Below are 19,823 nucleotides of genomic sequence, written 5' to 3' on the forward strand. Positions count from 1 at the left end.
GCTCATGCGTGAGATTTTTACTTTCATATCAGCGAGTTGACCATGCAGCGTATTTTAATCGTTGAAGACGAACAAAAAACAGGTCGTTACCTGCAGCAGGGACTGGTTGAGGAAGGCTATCAGGCCGATCTCTTTAATAATGGCCGCGATGGTCTCGGGGCCGCGTCGAAGGGACAGTATGATTTGATAATACTGGACGTGATGCTGCCTTTCCTCGACGGGTGGCAAATCATCAGCGCACTGAGGGAGTCCGGGCACGAAGAACCGGTCCTGTTTTTAACCGCAAAGGACAACGTGCGGGACAAAGTGAAAGGACTGGAGCTTGGCGCAGATGACTACCTGATTAAGCCCTTTGATTTTACGGAGCTGGTTGCACGTGTAAGAACCCTGCTGCGCCGGGCACGCTCGCAGGCCGCAACAGTCTGCACCATCGCCGATATGACCGTTGATATGGTGCGCCGGACCGTGATCCGTTCGGGGAAGAAGATCCATCTCACCGGTAAAGAATACGTTCTGCTTGAGTTGCTGCTGCAACGCACCGGAGAAGTGTTACCCAGGAGTCTTATCTCGTCCCTGGTCTGGAACATGAATTTTGACAGTGATACGAATGTGATTGATGTCGCCGTGAGACGTCTGAGAAGTAAAATTGATGATGACTTTGAGCCAAAACTGATCCATACCGTTCGCGGTGCCGGATATGTCCTGGAGATCAGAGAAGAGTGAGGTTCAAAATTTCCCTGACCACACGCCTGAGCCTGATTTTTTCTGCGGTGATGCTTACGGTATGGTGGTTATCAAGTTTTATCCTGATTAGCACCCTTAATGGCTATTTCGATAATCAGGACCGCGATTTTCTGACAGGTAAACTTCAGCTCACCGAAGAGTTTCTTAAAACAGAGACGTTCCGGAACAAAACGGATATTAAGTCATTATCAGAAAAAATAAACGATGCGATGGTAGGGCACAATGGTTTATTCATTTCTATAAAAAACATGGAAAATGAAAAAATTGTTGAACTCTATGCCAAAAATTCTGTTGTTCCAGCGGTCCTGCTTAATAAGTCGGGTGATATTCTCGACTATATGATCCAGACGGAAGAAAATAACACCGTGTACCGCAGTATCTCGCGGCGGGTTGCCATGACGCCGGAACAGGGTAAAAGCAAACATGTCATCATTACGGTTGCCACGGATACTGGGTATCACACCCTGTTTATGGACAAACTCAGTACCTGGCTGTTCTGGTTCAATATCGGTCTGGTCTTTATTTCTGTTTTTCTGGGCTGGCTGACCACACGTATTGGTCTGAAACCGTTACGGGAAATGACCAGTCTGGCTTCCTCCATGACTGTACACAGCCTGGATCAGCGTCTAAATCCCGATCTGGCTCCGCCGGAAATCTCTGAGACCATGCAGGAGTTCAATAATATGTTTGATCGCCTGGAGGGGGCATTCCGGAAACTGTCAGATTTCTCGTCTGACATCGCGCATGAGCTGCGCACACCAGTCAGTAATCTGATGATGCAGACGCAGTTTGCACTGGCTAAGGAAAGGGATGTTTCGCATTACCGCGAAATTTTATTCGCTAACCTGGAAGAACTGAAAAGGTTGTCACGAATGACCAGTGACATGCTTTTTCTGGCACGTTCAGAGCATGGTCTGCTGCGGCTGGATAAACATGATGTGGATCTGGCAGCCGAACTGAATGAATTACGTGAGTTGTTCGAGCCCCTGGCAGACGAAACAGGAAAGACAATCACGGTTGAAGGAGAGGGCGTTGTTGCCGGAGACAGCGATATGCTCCGACGTGCTTTCAGTAACCTGCTTTCCAATGCAATCAAGTATTCTCCCGATAACACCTGTACAGCGATACACCTTGAGCGTGACAGTGACTGTGTGAACGTGATGATTACGAATACGATGTCCGGCCAGGTTCCCGCTAATCTGGAACGTTTGTTTGACCGGTTCTATCGCGCAGACTCATCAAGGTTCTACAACACGGAAGGCGCGGGGCTGGGATTATCAATTACAAGGTCGATCATTCATGCTCACGGCGGCGAGCTGTCAGCAGAACAGCAGGGGCGGGAAATTGTGTTCAGTGTGCGTCTGTTAATGGATTAATACCGTTATTCAGGAGAAACCCGGAAGGTGACAAAAATGTCATCGTTCAGTCACGCGATAAACAGAGGCGGTTTTTTATAATCAGCCATAAATCAGGACAGCGTGATAATTCAATCGCCCGGTTCCTGGCGTGATGATCAACCAGCCCTGAGATCAAATGCTTTCTCTGTTATAAGCATTGATTGTTCGGGTATGAAAACACCGGAGACCCAACCATGAAAAAGATCCTTGTATCCTTTATTGCCATGATGGCTGTCGCTTCATCTGCCTGGGCTGCAGAGACAATGAACATGCATGACCAGGTAAATAATGCCCAGGCGCCTGCCCATCAGATGCAATCATCCGCTGAAAAAAGTGCAGTTCAGGGGGAGAGCATGAAAATGATGGATATGAGCGGTCACGATCAGGCCGCAATGTCCCATGAAATGATGCAAAACGGCAATTCTGCTGCCCATCAGGACATGGCTGAAATGCATAAAAAAATGATGAAATCCAAGCCAGCAGCTTCTAACGAAACAGCAAAATCATTTTCCGAAATGAACGAGCATGAGAAAGCCGCTGTTGTGCATGAGAAGGCGAATAATGGTCAATCTTCCGTTATTCATCAGCAGCAGGCTGAAAAGCATCGCAGCCAGATCACCCAGAATTAACCCGCAGCTCCACTTGTTAGACCCTCATTTGACGCCGAAGTCACTGGCTTACGCTCCCGTCCGGGAGCGTTTTTTTAAACCAAATGAAAGATTATGTCTGTGTATGATTAATCGTAGTCTGCGGCCTGTTATGAACTAAATGAACGACGGACTAAATTTAACATAAGATAGATTATGCGAACTAACTTATTGATTTATATAAATATTTGTCGAAGCTGATTATCTCCACGGATCATGCCTCGTTGTGTCCTGAGACTGACTGAGAATACGGATGATGGTGATCACAGAATGCACTGGCACAAAATAGATCATGTGTTGTGCCACTGGTAGTGAGCAGATATTTTCTCCCAGTTCCGGGCGCCGGCTTCCGATATCATGTGTGGCCAGCACGTCAAATACAGCAGCAATCCGGCCGATATACTCATCAGCCTGAATAACCCCGAACTGTCTGAAGCTGTAGTCCCAGATAGCCTCAAGATCCTCTTCCGCCTTTGGGGTGAGCTCAATTTCTTTCATTCGTTGCCCTGGCTCTGACCTGTTTCAGGAAGTCATCCTTATTCCATGGTTTAGCATCACCGCTGCTGCTCCCTTCGGCCAGCAAATCGCGCAATTCCTGCAGGCGGGATTCAGCCTGCTTTTCACGCAGCAAACGAAGTGCGTCCCGCATAACCTCACTCTGGGTGCGGTAATCGCCGGCCCTGACCAGGGCATCAATGAAATCACGCAACTCATCACCCAAATCTACCGTCATCGTACGGGCCATAAATCCTCCGGTCCAAAATGTAAGATTAGTTCTTACATCATTATACCATCTTACTGCCCTGCTACCATCTCCATCATTTGAGCCAAAGCAATGCGTTTAAATTTGAAGATCCGACTTTGCCTTTTTTCGGATCTGCGTGTAAGGGAACCGGTAAAGGATATGATAATTAAACACAATACATAAAATCATATCTTATGTGATACATATCATTTTTAGTAAAATCATACCTGATATGATATTTACTAATTCAGCAGATAATCATTCTTGATATGAATTTTCACTTAACAGGACATTATCATACGGAGCGTGCAGGATGGATGAAGAAATGAAGTTTTCACTCAGCTATGAGCAGCTGACCCGGTTCGCGGAACAACGCATCCGGGAATGTAAACTAGACAGCGAGGGCCTGGCTTACATCACCGCATCGACCGAAGCCTCCGCCATTCTGGGCTTCTGGCATGAGCTGGCCATTAATGGCTATGCCTCAATGAATACCATAAAAAGAGAAGAGCTCATAGACGCCGATCTTCAGCGTCTCAGAAAGCTCATCTGGCCAGAGACGGATAAGTAATGTTACAGACACGCCGACCATCGCCGCTGCAGAGGCGGGTGCTGATTGTGCTGGCCGCACTTGAGGCACGCCATCCCGGGCCCCCCGTACCTACCCGTCTCATTGAACGGCTGCTGACCGAGGCGGGGGACGCTCCCGTGTACGGGCCAAACCTCCGTGCCTCCTGCCGGCGCATGGAGGCCGCGGGCTGGCTGCGCACCCTGCGCGCGCAAAACCTTCAGCTGGCCGTCGAGCTGACGGATGCCGGCCGCCAAATCGCCAGTCCACTCCTGGAGGCCGAACAGGCTGCAGAATCAGAACGCCGCCGAAGAGAAAGAGTGGTTGTACTACCTGGCGCTAGCGGTACTGACACTGGCAAGCAGACAGACAGAATGGTGGAGCTGGACGGCATCTGTCATATGGCTTGCCGTGCCGACTTTGTGGTGTGCCTTAATGGCCGGACCTGCCTGCAGCTGTGGGACGTCGCGGGCGAAGTTACCCGACTGGAGGGCGATCCCCTTCAGGTGGCGCAGTGGTTCGGCTGCTGCCATGCAGCCGGCATGGCCGTGCGTACGCAGATTAATGAAAGTTCTACTCCGGAAGAAGGTGTTCCGGTACCGGCATCCGATTGCCTGCAGGGCAGTGAGCAGCCCGATTCAGAAGGAAGTGCTTCAGCGGAAAAGTCCTGAGCCGGGCCAGCGGGTCCGGCCGTACTCACCTGATAGTCACCTGCACGCAGCGCAAAACCATAGCAGTCGGTGAGACGGTGTTCCCGTACACAGAAAACGGCAATCCAACTTATATAAACTGGGGTAAAATGCTGAAACGGGCCTTGAGCACTGGGGGAACTCTGCCGGCGGGAGCACTGTACACCGGGCAGCACTGGCGACGGGCTGTGGCCGCAGCCGCCAGTACCGGGGCGGAACTGTGGGTGATTTCGGCTGGACTCGGATTACTTCATGTCACCGACACTATCGTGTCCTATGAAGCGACGTTCGCATCGATGCCATTCTGCCATCGGGAACACTGGTCTCGCCTGACAACATCCCCGCCAACGGCTCGCCGTTGCGCTTCACTGCAGAAGCTGATGCAGGCATGCCCGCACGATCGCTTTGTTATCGCCGCCTCACCTGTCTATCTCCATGCGGTGGAAGAGGATCTGCGTGCAGGAAGCAGGGAGCTTGCCTCTCCAGGGCAACTAACCGTTGTGACCTCAAAAGCGTGGCAGGGTAATCTGAACGCCCGGGTGTGCGTGACAAACGCTGGAATGATGAATGACCTGCGCACGAATATGACGGGATTGAATATAAGCTATGCAGCACATCTTATTCAAAATAAGAACAAATTACAGGGAACAAGTCCATGAGCAATAAGCTAACCGAGAAAAAAGTCGATGACCTTATTGAAACGTTGAATGCGCTTATTTGCGAGGATGATTTACTTAACCGTGAACAGCGTGAAAATATGGTCAGAACGGTGGCAGTACTGGGTGGATTGCATGAAAGGCTGCGTGTCATTTCTGCATCAAAAGAAGCCCGTAAGCAGGCAAAATCTGATAAAATAAAAAAGCCGCGTGAACCAGATGTTGTTTTTCCACGAACCGGTAAAATATGGATCCAGGAAGAATCAGCAACCATTCGCTCCATTATTGATGATATACATGACCATGATATTAATAATCATATCCTCTGGCTTTCAGAGAAGCTTGGAAGAACGCCTTATGCCATTGCAGTGAAAATTGTCAGCGAAGGCCGGATGGATGAAGAGTGGACAAAAACATGGAAGGAAGCCGCAAAAGAGATACGAGAAAGGCATGCGGCTGCGGAAGAGCAGCTTCCGAATACCACCACATCAGATAAATAAGCAGGGGTAAATCAATGAAAGTTACTATGAATGTAGGGAAATTTTGTAAAGTCGTCGGCTTTTTTACTTTAATGGCCTGTGCTGTCTATTCTCTGGTATATGTATTCTTAATCGGAATTAAGATGCTTAACACAGAACCGACCTGTGTAGGGGAATTGTGCTTCTCAAGCCCAATGGATGACCCGGTCCTGGGATGAGTATGTATTTTAATGCCATCTTTTCTACTCTTGTTCCTTTTTTTAAGGGGTTCATAAACCGGGATAACTAAAGCAATAAAGAATGTTATGTAGCAGCTAATGATCGAGAGGATGTTTTTTTGATAAGACATGCAAACTTTAACTTAAACTTTTTTTCCCTTCTGCCGATAATTATAAGGTCAGGAAGGGAAGTAGATGAACGATTTTCATATTTTAAATATCTGTATAAAGAATAAAGATACATCTGGGTGCATGCGGATTCTGCGCGATAAGTCTGAGTTTGCAGCGCGTAAGATCCTTGAAAAACTCAGGGTCAGAATAACGAGCCATACAGGCAGGGCTTTCTGGCTATGGGTTCAGACCTGGCTTCTGAATGCCTGCCGTCAGGAGAGTAAAGACTGTGATTCTGCCAGCCCAAATACGTCAATTAAATCTGTTTCCTGCAGGGATCAGTCCTGCCGCTCTGGACCTGGTAAAGGTTCTGGCACTTATGGCCATGCTGATCGACCACGTCAACACACTGTTTATAACCCCACTCGATCCGCTGATGTATGCGCTTGGCCGGATGGCCTCCCCCCTGTTCACGCTTATATGGGCGATGAACGTGCATGGCAATCCCGAACGGCTGCAGCATCGCGCGAACCGTCTGTGGATGTGGGCATTACTGACCCAGCCGGCGTTCATGCTGGCGTTCCGCCATCAGCTGCCCGGATATGCCCTGAATATTCTCTTCGTGTTTGCCGCCGTAACGCAACTGCTTGCCCTGCAGCATCGATACGGGAAGAAAGGATTGATGACCGGGGTGATGATCGTTGCCGCTTTGATTGTTCCTTTGACACCCGGGAGCTTCGGAATGGCGGGACTGGCTCTGGCCTGTTCTCTGGCCGTCGTTTACTCACCCGCAATGGAAAAATGGCACCGGGCCGCAGAACTGGTGGCCGTTATCTCCCTGGCATGCCTGAACGGTTTTTCGCATCTGGTTTCCGCGCCGGCGGACACTTTGCTTTTTGTCACACTGCCGACCCTGGTTTTGCCTCTCCTTGCCGTCACCCTGGTACAGAAGCACATCGGCGAAGATGGCCAGCGTTTTATGCCACGAAATTTCTTCTACTTCGCCTATGCCGGCCATCTGTTACTGGCAGGCATCCTGCTCTGTCTTCACATGCCCGCAAGGGCATAAAGGCGACAGATATCGGTATGTCAGGCTCTGTCGGTAAGGGTCGCCGTCACCGGCTTCAGCCGCTGCGGATTGATAATTTCTGCCTTAACTGACCTTCCCCCTGCAAGGCCATACCCGCTATAAGCGACTCAGTAGCTTCGGTGCGCGATCGGAGTGGTCACGGCGAGGCTTTGCCGAAGCCGGGGCTTATCTCCGCGTTATGCGGTCCGCAGGGCCGCTTACGAGCGTGTAACTCATTCTTTCCAGCTACGCTAATAAAAGCGACTTTATTTCTAGTTACAACATCCCTCGTAAAGCGATGCTGTGCCGGCCCTTTGGGCCGGGGCGGCGGCGGTTTTGCAGGGGTAAAGTGTGAGCATAATGTCGGGTTCTGGCCAGAACGGGACCCGGCGCTTGCGACGGGGGGAAGCTTTGATTTTATCTGAGCGCGTGGCCGTCAGGCCGCTGCATGCGAAGGCATTATTGATATCCACAAAGTGGCAGAAGACAAAGTTCTACTCTGGAATGTATTGAACAGAGCGATAAATAAATGGGGTTAGATAATTTTGCGGGTTTGATGTTACTCCAGTGCGAAAAATCCTGTTTATCCCTTTGCGGATTCTTGTGTAAAACGTGAATGACCGACGTTCGGATTCATCGGAATGAGGGAATTCGCATCGGGATATCTAGTCTGCCTGTGTGCCAGGAACAAAAAACGCACGATTTTGCGGAAGGAAAGCAGCACGAAAAGCCCCGGTCAGGGGCATGTGAAAAGAGGGCGCTCAGAAATGTGTGTCGTGACTAATCAGGCGGTGACAGAGCCAGATCAAGCTGGTACAGATGCTGCACCGCCAGCTGTGTCAGCCGTTCTGGCGTACACCAGTACGCTTCATCATGAGAAAGGGTTTTGAAGACCCATTTTTCCATGACATGAAGACGTTCATCTGCCGGTAGCTTAATCAGGTTGTTGGCTCGCTTGCGTTCAGCCCCTTTCTTCCGGCGGTAAGTTAGGGCATCACGCCGCTTCTGACCTGACCAGCACTGTCGGGCCTTATGCGGGGTAATATCATCATGTTCGGTCATCGCACCTTCATGAATCAGCCGTTCACGCTCAGCGCTGAGACGAAGTTTCTTCTCCTGCTCTTTCAGCAGTTTGTCCATATTGACACCCAACATCTTAAAACCTGCGGGAGTGATATAGACATAAACAGGGAGCCAGGAGCGGGATTCACGATCCCAGATACGTTCTTCTGCCAGACCCAGCACGCCAAAGCGTACCTGCTCTTCAATAAGGCGTGACAGGCGCGACACCGTCACCTCCGTTTCCGGTATGACGTTGCCTTTAGCATCTTTCATACTCAGTTCTTTCGCCAGGCGAGAAATACACATGCCGACTGTATGCTTGCCGGCATCGCAGAAACTGACGAGCAGGGGCCAGAGAGCATCGATAAGGCGCTGACGTTCGGGACGGAAACCGTATTTTCGGCCTGCCTTCCGGCGACCAGTAACGTAAAGAGGATGGCGCGAGACGTGACTACGCAGCCTGGACTGCCCAGTCGTCCTGTCAAACATCACGAGCCGGTTGTAGGCATGGCCCAGTTCCCCGGAAAGCTTTTTATAATGCGCCGGGCGATACCACACCGGAAATTCACATTTGACATGAGTTGAATGGTCACCGCGCGTACGGCGGGTCCGTTTTTTGGCTGGTACGATGAGAAAATCATCCTGAGTTCCGGCATCGACTTCCTGCCAGAAACGGGTCAACTCATCGGCCGGAAGTTCAGACCAGTGGACAGGTTTTTGATTGTCATTCACGGCGGCCTATTCTTATGGCGGCCGGGTGTTGTTTTCTATGGTGCATGCGTTATAATCCTTCACAGGCATCGCGCCTGCTTTTGGACCCCCTGATATCTGACCTTCCGCCAAGTTGAGAAAGATATCGGGGGGTTTGTGCATTCAGGCTCCGGGAAATCTCAGTAACCTGCTCCTGAGCGTCTTTACGGACACGCCCAATCCTTGTTCCTTCATTCCAGGAGTTCGCACTTCACCTGGAAGAATTTGCAACCCTAACGCCTCACCACAAAGCACCCAAATTAAGAATTTGAGTTAGGTTACAAATGCATGCTTAATCAACGGAATGCCCCACCACAAGGCAACCGGAAACATCTGGAGTTTACCGTTTCACTTTGAGAATTTCCAGACTAAATGATCCTGTGATGTGCCATTATCTATCAAGATCACGGCCATTAGCCGGTTCCAGGGGTGTAACGGCCAAAAGTAAGACAATGTAGTGCACGCCACAAATCATGATGGTAGAGACTTATTAAAAAAGCGGAAAGGAATTGATAATGATTCCGGCAGGAATATGTTGAATTTCATGTGTCAAATTGCCAACCTGCATTATGATTTGAAATATGAAATTCATAGCTTTTGGTTTACAATATAAGGCTGAAATATTTTACATAAAAAGGATAAAGAATGATTGATGATATTAAGCTTTTCCAAGAAGATCCTGAAGAACCGCTTTCAGTAGGGAATGTTGTTGTTCCTTCTGGAATTTCCGACTCCCAAATTGAGAAGCATTATGAAACAGGGCGGTTAAGAGTTGTTCAGGAGAGGAACGACATATTTTTAACTCATGTCCTAAGCTTTATTAGCGAGGAATCCAAAAATAAAATATGGTCTAATATTCGACCAGAATATCAACGTCGCTTAAGGTGGGATAATAAGAAGAAGTCTCAACTGATTGAAAGTTTCATTATGAATATACCGATCCCTCCTATTTTCCTTTATGAAAAATCATTAGGTAGTTTTGAGGTAATGGACGGACAGCAACGGTTGAATGCTATAGCTTCCTTTTATGAGGGGGAATACCCCTTACAAGGTTTAAAAATATGGCAAGCGTTGAATGGAAAAACTTATTCACAATTACCGCCTCTCATTCGCCGCGGTTTAGATAGAGCCAAGATTTCAGCTATAACATTAATGTCTGACAATTCTACTAGCGCAGAAGACAGTATTGATCTCAGAGCGCAAGTATTTGACCGTCTAAACACTGGTGGGGAAAGACTAAATGCACAAGAACTCAGAAATGCCTTGTATGCCGGGCCGTTTAATGAACTTCTTATCGAATTATCAAGAACACCCATGTTCTGTAAAGCTTGGGATATCCCTGTTTATATAGATAATTTAAGAGCAGATGGAACTGTAAGTGAACTCTTGGAAAAAAATGTTTATTATAAACGTATGTCAGATGTTGAAATCGTGTTGAGATTTTTCGCTTTTCGCCACATTGATAATATTTCAGGTTCTGTGCGAGGAATGCTAGACAATACTTTGCGAAATAATAGACATTGTTCCGATCACGAACTTAATGAGATGAGGGACAGCTTTATGAAATCGATCGAACTCTGTAAACACGTGTTCGGTAAAGATGCTTTTAGAATAGTGACTCAAAAAAGAAAAAGTGAAACCAATCTCTCTAAGCCATTCTTTGATGCACAAATGATAGCTATGTTTATGAATATAGATAGAAAAGAGGAAATTATCAAAAATGCAAATGAAATCAAAGATAAAGTTAAACTGTTAACTATCCCGGGCACTATTAATTATGACCTAATGGTGGGTAAAGCCAATACGTCATCATCAATCAAAGAAAGAATCAATGCAATAAATGAAGTAATTATTGAGGTATTAGATGCCTAGTATGCAAAATACATTAGATGTGTCAGAGCTATATTTTTCAGAATTAGAATCTACTGCTTCTATTCGCTCGGCATTTCATGATATTGTTGTTACTAATTCTCAAGTGTTATTTACTGCTTTTTCTCATGATAAAATGATGTTAGGCCGATTAAAGGATTCATTAAGACTTAGATTTGTCGATCAGAACTCTTTGTATAAAGGTCTTTTTATTCAAGCTGTTTCTGTTTTCGAATCATTTATTCGGTCGACTGTTACATATGTTATCGACAATCATGTTACTAAAGAACCTCAATACAGTAAGCTGGAACTAGCTCTGAGGAATTATTATATTTCGAACTCTGGCAAGGCGCTTTCTTACTTTGGAAGTGGTAGCATCAACGGAGTTAAATATGATTTCGATAAACTTACTGAAAGCCTTGCAAGTTGCTTTAATGACTCCGAAAACTATCATATTGAATCTCGTGTATTTACCATATCCATGGGAAACTGTACGTCTAGTCGACTCGAGTCTTTATTCTCAAAATTATTAGTTTCCGACGATATATTTAGTAAAATTAGTAATGATGTGCATTTAAGAAAAGTACTAAATGAAACTAGAAGAAATAATATTAAAGCGCTTATAAAAGATCGTTTAGATAATATTATTGATGTTAGGAATGATATAGCTCATGGTGAAATTACTCGGTCAGTAAGTAAGGATGAATTTGAAGATTGCTTACAATTTCTCCGCGGACTTATAAAAGCGTTAGCCAGTGCATGTTAGACATACTATTAGCCACTCAGAGTGGCTATCACACACTCTACTTACTAAAATGTATCTTTGAAAAAGTAGACTTTCTGCGGTACGCTTTACGGGACCATTTCCCCCGATTTTTCACGCAGCGCGCCGGACGTTTTCCGGCCGGACCGGAGCCTGACATGAGCCTGATACCTGATGACGAGCAGGAACGCACTCTTCCGGCAGCAGCGATCCCGCCTGATGAGGAATTCCTCCTGGTGCCGTCCGGCCGTGACGCCCCGGTTAATCCGGCCCGGGCCTACCTCCTGTCCCTGAACTCGCCGCGCAGCCGGCAGACCATGGCTTCGTTCCTCGGGATCGTCGCCGGGATGCTCGGTGCCGTAAGCGCGGACGCCTGCAGCTGGGGCAGCCTGCGCAGACATCACGTCATGGCTGTCACTGAACTCCTGCGCGATACCGGCCGGGCCACGGCCACCGTCAACACCTACCTGTCGGCCCTCAAGGGGGTGGCGAAGGAAGCCTGGATGCTCCGGCTGATGGACGTGGAGAGCTTCCAGCATATCCGGGCGGTGCGGAACCTGCGGGGCAGCCGGCTGCCGTCCGGCCGGGCCCTGCCGCCGGATGAGATCCGCGACCTTTTTGCCGTGTGTGATGCGGACCGCAGCAGTCTCGGGCCGCGGGACGCCGCCATGCTGGCCGTGATGCTGGGCTGCGGCCTGCGCCGCTCTGAGGTGGTGGGGCTGGATCTCAGTGACGTTGTCACGCAGGACCGGGCTCTGCGGGTGCTGGGAAAGGGAAACAAGGAGCGGCTGGCCTATATGCCGGCCGGGACGTGGCAGCGGTTGCAGTTCTGGCTCGACCAGGTCCGGGACGGGACGCCCGGGCCGCTGTTCACCCGCATCCGCCGCTTCGACACCCTGACGGACGATCGCCTTACCGACCAGGCCGTGTACCATATCCTGCAGGTGCGCCAGCGTCAGGCCGGGATTGAAAAATGCGCTCCGCACGATCTGCGGCGAACCTTTGCCACCGCGATGCTTGATAACGGGGAGGATCTGATCACCATCCGGGACGCGATGGGCCATGCCAGCGTCACCACGACCCAGCAGTACGATCGCCGCGGTGAGCAGCGCCTGCGTGCGGCGCGGGACAGGCTCCTTATGCCCTGATAACTTAACATCCTGTTATCTTGTTAAGTTATCAGGAAAGTATTCCGCCTTAACCCGTTTTTCCCGGTGGTTCCGGATCGCCGTTGCCTGCGCACTTCATGCTTGTTACCCGCAACCGTCTGCCGGGAGGGAGACGTGGCCCCCGGGCCAGTTACTGAAACTCATAAGGCTGTTTTGCCACCTGTCCCCAGATGGCGTTTTAGCTGAGTTACCGGGTATTGCCAGTTGACGGAGTGAGGCTGTCGGCTCGTGCGTTGGTACGCTGGCTGGTGAAATGTGAAACAGCCAGGACATATTATGAGGGCTGATGGCTACTCTACAGACGATGAGCAATTTTGAAGTGACGATCCATCGAGAGTAAGTGCCTGACTGATCACTTTGTGGGATGATACACACATGAAAACGGGAGATATTGAGTGAACATAATACCGATCAAGGGCGATTCCAGATGGACCGCGCTGGAATTCTTTGCGGGTATCGGCCTGGCCAGAGCTGGAATGGAACAGGCAGGTATTCAGACAGTCTGGTCTAATGACTATGACCTGAACAAAAAATCGATGTATGAAGGCCACTGGAAATCTCACGAGCTTTTGTTGGCTGACATTCATACTCTGAAAAGTGAAGATCTGCCAGCCGCAGATGTAGCCTGGGCCTCCTCGCCCTGTACAGACCTCAGCCTGGCAGGTAAACGCGTAGGCCTTCGGGGCGGTCGGGAATCATCCGCTTTCTTTGGTTTTACTGATCTGCTTGCCGGCATGAATGAACGCAGACCTGAAGTGATTGTTCTTGAAAATGTCACGGGTCTTGCCTCCTCTCATAACCGAGAAGATTTGCGAGCTGCGGTTAAAGAGTTTAATACGCTAGGTTATGCAGTCGATGCAATCACCCTGGACGCCCGACGTTTTGTGCCACAGTCCCGGCCCCGGTTATTCCTTATAGGAGCAAAAAATCCGATTGATGGCGGCGAACAAGATACGTGCCTTAGGCCGGACTGGCTCTCCTGGTTGCATAAAGACTCTGAAGTAAGCACCTTTATGATGCCCTTACCTAAAGCCCCCGATCTGCTCAGTCAGGGCTTTACACTGGAAATTGAGACTATGCCCGACAGCGATCCCCGGTGGTGGAATGCTGACAAAATCGCGCTTTTTAAAGAATCGATGACAGCGGTTCAGCGTGAAAGATTAGACCACTTTGTCGCTCTGGACAGTACAACTGCCCGTACAGCCTATCGCCGGACGCGTAATGGCATTCCCGTATGGGAAATGAGGGCTGAAGATATTTCCGGCTGTTTGCGCACAGCGCGAGGCGGCTCCTCCAAACAGGCTGTTGTGATCATGGGTCAGGGTGCGTTAAAAATCCGGTGGATGACAGGGCTTGAGTATGCACGACTGATGGGAGCTGGCTGGTACACGCTGGAAAACTTGCGTGACTCCCAGATCCAATATGGTTTCGGGGATGCCGTTGCGGTTCCTGTTGTTGGCTGGGTGGCACGGCACATGATCCTTCCGCATCTGGAGGCGGCAAAAAAATCGCAGGGAATAAAAGTGAATGAATAAGTCGAATTACAGCGAAGCATACCTTGCAGCGGCGAAATCCTGGTATGAAGGTGAGCGAGCCAGGAACGGTTCGATAAATACCAACGTTATGAATGCAGGGCTAATTGTTTCACGTATGATGGCTGATGGCATGCCCATTACTGACGAACGCCTGTACAGTGAGGGGAAAAGCCAGGTGCGGGGGCTCAGCGGCTCCACCATATCGAAGATTCTGGAACAACATGGCGAAACCCGCATTTTCACTCGTGAAGGGGGGCGCACATCCAGGGGAACCATCTACCTTGCTGCAGCGTTTCGGGATGTACTGAACAGCACTCATGTGAGTGTAAATGAGCCTGTCGACGCTGCGCTGGTTTCAAACCAGCTTGAAGCGTTTTTCACGCAGTGTGTTCGCCTGGACTATTTCGATAAACAGAGGATAACCGTCGACCTGGATTACAACAAGCCTGTTTCCTCGGTGGTAAGCGATATTCTTAAAGCTGCGGCTGAACGTTCTGACAAACCCACCGGTGCGGTCCTCCAGCATCTTATTGGTGCCAAACTTCAGTTACGTTTTCCTGATGTTAAAATTGGCAGTGACAGAGCCAATGCGGCTGATCTGCACACGGATCGTGAGGGTGATTTTCAGGTGGGCACAACTGCATTCCACGTAACCACAGCGCCTATGGAAAAGTTGATATCACGTTGTGTTGAAAACAAGCGTGCAGGTTACAGGCCGGTCATCCTGACCCTTGAAAGCAAGATCATTGCTGCCCGTCAGATGGCTGATAACGTCGGAATGTCTGAGCAGATTTCCGTCCAGGCTGCCGAAACTTTTATAGGCAACAACATTGAAGAGATTGCTATTTATGACGGCGATAAGATCCGAGAAGGTCTCGCAAGGCTTATCCGGACGTACAATGCCCGCATTAATGCCATAGAAATAGATAAATCTCTTATGATCGATGAACCTCGTTGGATCCTTAACATACTCTGACCTGTTTACGAGAGAAAAAAGCGAAACAAGCTCAACGAGCTGCTTTGTTTGCCACCCGCGCTAAAAGAACTGACCTCCCCGTTCATTAATGCCACGATGTCAGTTAAGTCCGATACCAGGCTTCGTGCCAAAAGCGGAAATTTCTAAGTTCGGTCTACATTAATGTGAAGAGAGCAGGCCAAATGAGTCAAGAACGATTTTCGATTAAGTTCTTATCCTGTATCGCGGTGGTGAGGTAATCCCCCTTTTTGAGCATTGGTGATAAGAAGAATCAGGTAAATTAAACTCGCTATAACAAACATACCAGCGATGAAACCATTGATTTGAACGACTGTGCAGGAGAAAGCTCATATACGGTGCGCCAGCACCGGCTTTTTCTTATCCTTTATTAATTTCAGCAGTGCAGGTTTCCGGCTTTGGGATCATCGTTACAGTGCTCTGCATATACATTCTCAACAGCCGAATTAAAGATTACTCAGTCTTTGCCGATATCACCTTGGTCCTTGCTTGTGATGCGTTCAGTGTTCAGCGCTGTTTGCTGTAGCCCTCCGGCCTGATTACAGACCGCCTCTTAAAAGCCCATCCTTACTCTAAAGGGAACTCATGAGATTAAAATACTCAGCACTCTTACTCGTCGTTGTCATTACAGGCTGTGATAACAAAAAAGACGTGATCGGTTGTTCCTCTGATATGACCCAGTCAGCTCTTATGGATTTACTAAAAAAATCTGCTTATGAAGGACTCTCTGAACAGGTCGACAAATACCCTGACGTCACTAACCAGACCAAACGAAGCGCTTTGGACAAGATCAAACTGGCCATCTCTGAAATCTCCACCACCTCAAGTGACACGGGCAGCACAATGAAAACCTGCGAAGGGACTGTGACGATGACCCTACCTGCGAACGAGTACGCCCAGCTTTCAGATGCTTACAGAAAGAACTTTAACCGTAATCTCGACAAGCAGATGGAAAGCCTGTCTCTGGATAACAACGCAAACGTCTTTTCAAAACGCATTTCCTACACCGCGCAGGCGACCGACGATCAGAAAAACGTTTTTGTAAAAGCCTCAACTGATAATCCGATTTCAGTGGGTGCCGCTGCACTGACATCGCTTTCGATCATCAATCCGATCGTTGAGCAGCAGAAAATTCAGCAGGCTAAGGATGCCCAACAGCGTCAAATTGAAGCGGAACAACAGGCACAACTCAGGGCGCAGCAACAGGCTAAGTATGAGGAGGATCAGCAAATTGAGAGGCAGAAACAGCTTCAGATGCATGAAAAGGCAGAGCAGCAATTTCAGCAAACCAATCCACAACAATCCTACCAGGAGCAAAAAACTGGCAGCCTTGATCAATCCCGAATGGCGTATGCGAATGCCGACTCTGATTTGAATATCGCCTGGAGCACGTTAACGCCGGCGAAGAAAAAAGAGTTACTGCCTTCACAGCGCCAGTGGATCAAAAATAAGGATGCCATGTGCGGCAAAGTTTCAATGCAGGGAACAGATGCTCAAGTCGAGAAAATGGTCGACTGCCAGACGCAAATGACCATTTCAAGGACCGTTTTCTTAAGAAATCAATAGTTTATTCTGTCGTCAAGCTGGTGGCCAGTGTTTAGCTGGCACCAAGCTAATACGGGATAATTTCAGCCGTTTGCGCTGTTATGATGTTCTCAACCTTCTCATTTTTGAATAATAATCCAAAATTAACTCGTTAAGACCCACTGCTTTGATTCTTCTTTAGCTTTAATAGTATCATTGACATTCGCCCATTGTATGAATAAACGACGAAGCGAGTGATACCTCCATCGGACTGTACAGATAATGCGAATTTCTACTTTTCGCTCATAGAGGGCTCGACGACTCCTTAGTCTGGTCTGCTTCGTGCCAAAAGCGGACTTTATTCTTTTGCCACAGCACGGTCGGTGAAACCAAGCAATTATGACGTTGCCAGAGCAACTCTTACTGCAAAATTGAGTTGGTGATAATATGAATTAGCGATAACTTGGGCACTATTATGAATGGCCGATTTCTTCTGTTTTTTATAGAGCATCAAGTGGTAATTTCAGAAATTTCAATCACCATCCCTTGACGTTTTTTCCAAAAAAAAGCATAAGTTTAAGGAAAGGATATGGCAAATTTTCAAAATCCCTTTTTCAAAAGCAGCAACAACTTGACTGAAAGACAATATGAAATAGGGGTCAGGTTTCTAGCTGAAAATAAATATATTCAAGCTAATCAACAGCTTAAAATAGCTTCCAAAGAAGGACACGTTTCAGCACTATACAATCTGGCCGTATTGAATGGATCGGGAGTTATAGAACCGTTCGATGTGGATTTCGCGGCAGAGTGCTTCTACAACGCAGCACATGCTGGCCATCCAAACGCTAAGGCTAACTTATTTATGTTAGAGGCAGCGGACAGAGCTGGGTTGGGAACAACTCATTTAGCAAACTTGGCTCTTAACTCTCAACCTGTCGATAATATGCTTCCACACCTAGTAATGATAACTGGATGCCGTTTCTATGCTGCAGTCTGTAAAGCTACGGATGCAACCCAGCAGGTGATAAATTTTGAACTGGACGCAGCCAGTACTAGTGAGCATAAATATATCCAAGACTTCGTTAAACGTTGTGGCGTTCCTGTTTCTGAGTTTTCTGGCGGTATGCAAAGATTACAAAAGGGAGACGCAGCAAATCAGATAACTGACGGCCTGAATCATTTATTTTTGAGCATGAAGCAGGCGGGTTACGCAGATGAACTTTGTCTGATAGCAAGATGCACCATTGTTTCATATATTATCTCTCACTCAAAATATTCAAACTCTGCTCCTGAATTGCATAGCATTAATGTTTTTTTAAATCCTCCATCTTATGGAGAGATGAACAATGAATCAAACAATAAAAGGATCGATAATATGGGATTATCTAGTTTTTTTGGACTTAAGAAAGATACAGTCATTATCGGTGGTATTGAAACTAAACTGCCAGAAACTGATGAGCAAACAATGAATCTGGTGTCGCAACTGGCCCGCCAGTTAGAAATGAAACTTCCAACGGAACAAGATGTTTATTGGTTCGTCATTGAATTCTTTGATCGTACGTCTGCGTTTAATAATTCTGCCAAAGTTATGTTGAATAATTTGCCCTTTCAACTTTATGAAATGGAATATGAAGGACGCCGATCAGAAAATTCATATGTAGGCAAGAAGAATGCAGGGGTCACATATCTTCTTGAAGATATTGGACCTTCATTCAAAAAGGCTGCGTCCCATTTAGGTACTGGTTCGGAACAGATAATAATCACTCTCGTATATGTTATTTTCTGCACTGCCCATGCTGAGATTATTAAGAATTTGCGTCTTAAATATGCGGTCCACTATCACAATAACTGCATTTCGAGCGGAAGTTTTAATAACGCTGATAAATGGGGTGAAGTCATTGAGAGTTTGGAATGATTTATTAGATCCTCTCTAAATTTCACCTTAAGGGATCAGAATACTCTATGGAGTAGTCTGATCTTTTTTATAAATATTACACAATTAACAACTAAAGAAATGGAATAAATGATCAGTTTGCCTGTTCCGAAAAGAAACATACGTATTTACGACCTGCTGAAAATGGCTGGTATGTCATTAGATGATTGGCCACATGCTAACTCACCCAACCACAATCAACGCTGGGCCTGGCTTGAAGGTGATATCGCAGTGGTTAATGTGTGGACCCATAATATCCGGATATCGACCGGCCCGGAAGACACTTACACGACCAGCTACCAGGCTCGGGGACAAGACAGGAAGGGGAAGGAAACCGATGAAATTTATAAGGAGATTATTCGCCGGAGATTGCCAGTCAACGTGCTGTTGAAAGTACGCAATACAAACAAGCGCATTCTGGATACCGAGCAGTGGTCTGCGGCCTACGACGATCTGACCGGCGTATTATTCCTCACCCGGGGGGAAGTCACTCGCTACGAAGACCAGCATGGTGATTTTCGTGAAGACAGCAGTGTGGAAAAATCAGAAGCAGCCCGCAGGAGCAGTGTGTTGCGGCTGAAGGCGTTAAAAAGAAGCCGTGGAGTTTGTGAGTATTGCGGCGAGCCGGGATTTCTGACGATCAAAGGGACACTCTTTGCTGAGGTGCATCATATTCAGCCTTTGAGCAAAGATGGTCCCGATACACTGGATAATCTTGTAGTACTTTGTCCCAATGATCACAGGCGAGCGCACCATTCAACGGAGAGCGACAAAATGAGACTGTTTTTCACCCAGCTCCGTAATGCATAGCCAGAGATGTAATCAACCGACAAGGATGCCGCTAACAAGGAATTTTTTGCGTAATTGCATTTTACTTCACTACCCATGTGCATTTACTTGA

19 protein-coding genes are annotated in these 19,823 nt (G+C 47.8%); 16 read left to right on the forward strand and 3 right to left on the reverse strand.

Annotated elements, in window-relative coordinates; genetic code table 11:
* Positions 1 to 42 precede the first annotated feature (42 nt).
* From pcoR to pcoE, 3 genes are all read left to right on the forward strand, one after another.
* Positions 43 to 723 (forward strand): copper response regulator transcription factor PcoR, encoded by a 681-nt coding sequence (pcoR, locus tag V7Q49_RS18885; protein ID WP_001188930.1) that lies wholly within the window; start codon positions 43 to 45, stop codon positions 721 to 723.
* The gene (pcoS, locus tag V7Q49_RS18890; protein ID WP_032638101.1) at positions 720 to 2,120 is read left to right on the forward strand and encodes a copper resistance membrane spanning protein PcoS; all 1,401 of its coding nucleotides are present in this window, start codon (positions 720 to 722) and stop codon (positions 2,118 to 2,120) included. Before pcoR ends, pcoS begins: the two co-directional genes overlap by 4 nt.
* A gap of 215 nt (positions 2,121 to 2,335) precedes the next feature.
* The gene (pcoE, locus tag V7Q49_RS18895; protein WP_004388336.1) at positions 2,336 to 2,770 is read left to right on the forward strand and encodes a copper resistance system metallochaperone PcoE; all 435 of its coding nucleotides are present in this window, start codon (positions 2,336 to 2,338) and stop codon (positions 2,768 to 2,770) included.
* Positions 2,771 to 2,989: 219 nt separating this feature from the next.
* Here pcoE and V7Q49_RS18900 read toward each other — a convergent pair whose 3' ends face one another.
* On the reverse strand, positions 2,990 to 3,286 hold the full coding sequence (locus V7Q49_RS18900) for a type II toxin-antitoxin system RelE/ParE family toxin (protein ID WP_333854329.1): 297 nt from the start codon (positions 3,284 to 3,286) through the stop codon (positions 2,990 to 2,992).
* Complete coding sequence (locus V7Q49_RS18905; RefSeq protein ID WP_333854331.1) at positions 3,273 to 3,533, reverse strand: type II toxin-antitoxin system ParD family antitoxin; 261 nt, start codon at positions 3,531 to 3,533, stop codon at positions 3,273 to 3,275. Before V7Q49_RS18905 ends, V7Q49_RS18900 begins: the two co-directional genes overlap by 14 nt.
* Before the next feature lie 313 nt (positions 3,534 to 3,846).
* Here V7Q49_RS18905 and V7Q49_RS18910 point away from each other — a divergent pair, with 313 nt between their 5' ends.
* From V7Q49_RS18910 to V7Q49_RS18930, 5 genes are all read left to right on the forward strand, one after another.
* Entirely contained in the window at positions 3,847 to 4,104 is a 258-nt protein-coding gene (locus V7Q49_RS18910) for a hypothetical protein (protein WP_333854333.1), read from the forward strand.
* A 317-nt stretch (positions 4,105 to 4,421) separates the two neighbouring features.
* A complete protein-coding gene (locus V7Q49_RS18915; protein ID WP_333854335.1) occupies positions 4,422 to 4,772 on the forward strand; it encodes a hypothetical protein in 351 nt (116 codons plus the stop codon).
* Between the two features lie 128 nt (positions 4,773 to 4,900).
* On the forward strand, positions 4,901 to 5,449 hold the full coding sequence (locus tag V7Q49_RS18920) for a DUF6884 domain-containing protein (protein WP_333854337.1): 549 nt from the start codon (positions 4,901 to 4,903) through the stop codon (positions 5,447 to 5,449).
* Positions 5,446 to 5,946, forward strand: coding sequence for a hypothetical protein (locus V7Q49_RS18925; protein ID WP_333854339.1), 501 nt, complete (start codon positions 5,446 to 5,448; stop codon positions 5,944 to 5,946). Before V7Q49_RS18920 ends, V7Q49_RS18925 begins: the two co-directional genes overlap by 4 nt.
* Before the next feature lie 597 nt (positions 5,947 to 6,543).
* Positions 6,544 to 7,323 (forward strand): TraX family protein, encoded by a 780-nt coding sequence (locus V7Q49_RS18930; RefSeq protein ID WP_333854341.1) that lies wholly within the window; start codon positions 6,544 to 6,546, stop codon positions 7,321 to 7,323.
* Between the two features lie 780 nt (positions 7,324 to 8,103).
* Here V7Q49_RS18930 and repA read toward each other — a convergent pair.
* Entirely contained in the window at positions 8,104 to 9,117 is a 1,014-nt protein-coding gene (repA, locus tag V7Q49_RS18935) for a plasmid replication initiator RepA (protein WP_333854343.1), read from the reverse strand.
* Positions 9,118 to 9,780: 663 nt separating this feature from the next.
* On the opposite strand from repA, the gene V7Q49_RS18940 reads away from it, so the two are divergent.
* From V7Q49_RS18940 to V7Q49_RS18975, 8 genes are all read left to right on the forward strand, one after another.
* Positions 9,781 to 11,007: a DUF262 domain-containing protein gene (locus V7Q49_RS18940; RefSeq protein WP_333854345.1), complete on the forward strand. Its 1,227-nt coding sequence runs from the start codon at positions 9,781 to 9,783 to the stop codon at positions 11,005 to 11,007.
* Positions 11,000 to 11,770, forward strand: a complete 771-nt coding sequence (locus tag V7Q49_RS18945) for an MAE_28990/MAE_18760 family HEPN-like nuclease (protein WP_333854347.1) — start codon at positions 11,000 to 11,002, stop codon at positions 11,768 to 11,770. Before V7Q49_RS18940 ends, V7Q49_RS18945 begins: the two co-directional genes overlap by 8 nt.
* A 155-nt stretch (positions 11,771 to 11,925) precedes the next feature.
* Entirely contained in the window at positions 11,926 to 12,915 is a 990-nt protein-coding gene (locus tag V7Q49_RS18950; protein WP_333854349.1) for a tyrosine-type recombinase/integrase, read from the forward strand.
* 416 nt (positions 12,916 to 13,331) lie between these two features.
* Complete coding sequence (locus V7Q49_RS18955; RefSeq protein WP_333854351.1) at positions 13,332 to 14,471, forward strand: DNA cytosine methyltransferase; 1,140 nt, start codon at positions 13,332 to 13,334, stop codon at positions 14,469 to 14,471.
* Positions 14,464 to 15,447 (forward strand): DUF4928 family protein, encoded by a 984-nt coding sequence (locus V7Q49_RS18960; RefSeq protein ID WP_333854353.1) that lies wholly within the window; start codon positions 14,464 to 14,466, stop codon positions 15,445 to 15,447. The genes V7Q49_RS18955 and V7Q49_RS18960 overlap by 8 nt, the downstream gene beginning before the upstream one ends.
* 603 nt (positions 15,448 to 16,050) lie before the next feature.
* Positions 16,051 to 17,031 carry a lysozyme inhibitor LprI family protein gene (locus V7Q49_RS18965; RefSeq protein ID WP_333854355.1) on the forward strand — a complete coding sequence of 327 codons (981 nt, stop codon included), beginning with the start codon at positions 16,051 to 16,053 and terminating at the stop codon, positions 17,029 to 17,031.
* Between the two features lie 547 nt (positions 17,032 to 17,578).
* Positions 17,579 to 18,904 carry a hypothetical protein gene (locus V7Q49_RS18970; protein WP_333854357.1) on the forward strand — a complete coding sequence of 442 codons (1,326 nt, stop codon included), beginning with the start codon at positions 17,579 to 17,581 and terminating at the stop codon, positions 18,902 to 18,904.
* A gap of 108 nt (positions 18,905 to 19,012) precedes the next feature.
* Positions 19,013 to 19,732, forward strand: a complete 720-nt coding sequence (locus V7Q49_RS18975; RefSeq protein WP_333854359.1) for an HNH endonuclease — start codon at positions 19,013 to 19,015, stop codon at positions 19,730 to 19,732.
* The last annotated feature ends 91 nt before the right edge of the window (positions 19,733 to 19,823 follow it).

The organism is Leclercia sp. (assembly GCF_036780805.1).
Lineage (GTDB): Bacteria > Pseudomonadota > Gammaproteobacteria > Enterobacterales > Enterobacteriaceae > Enterobacter.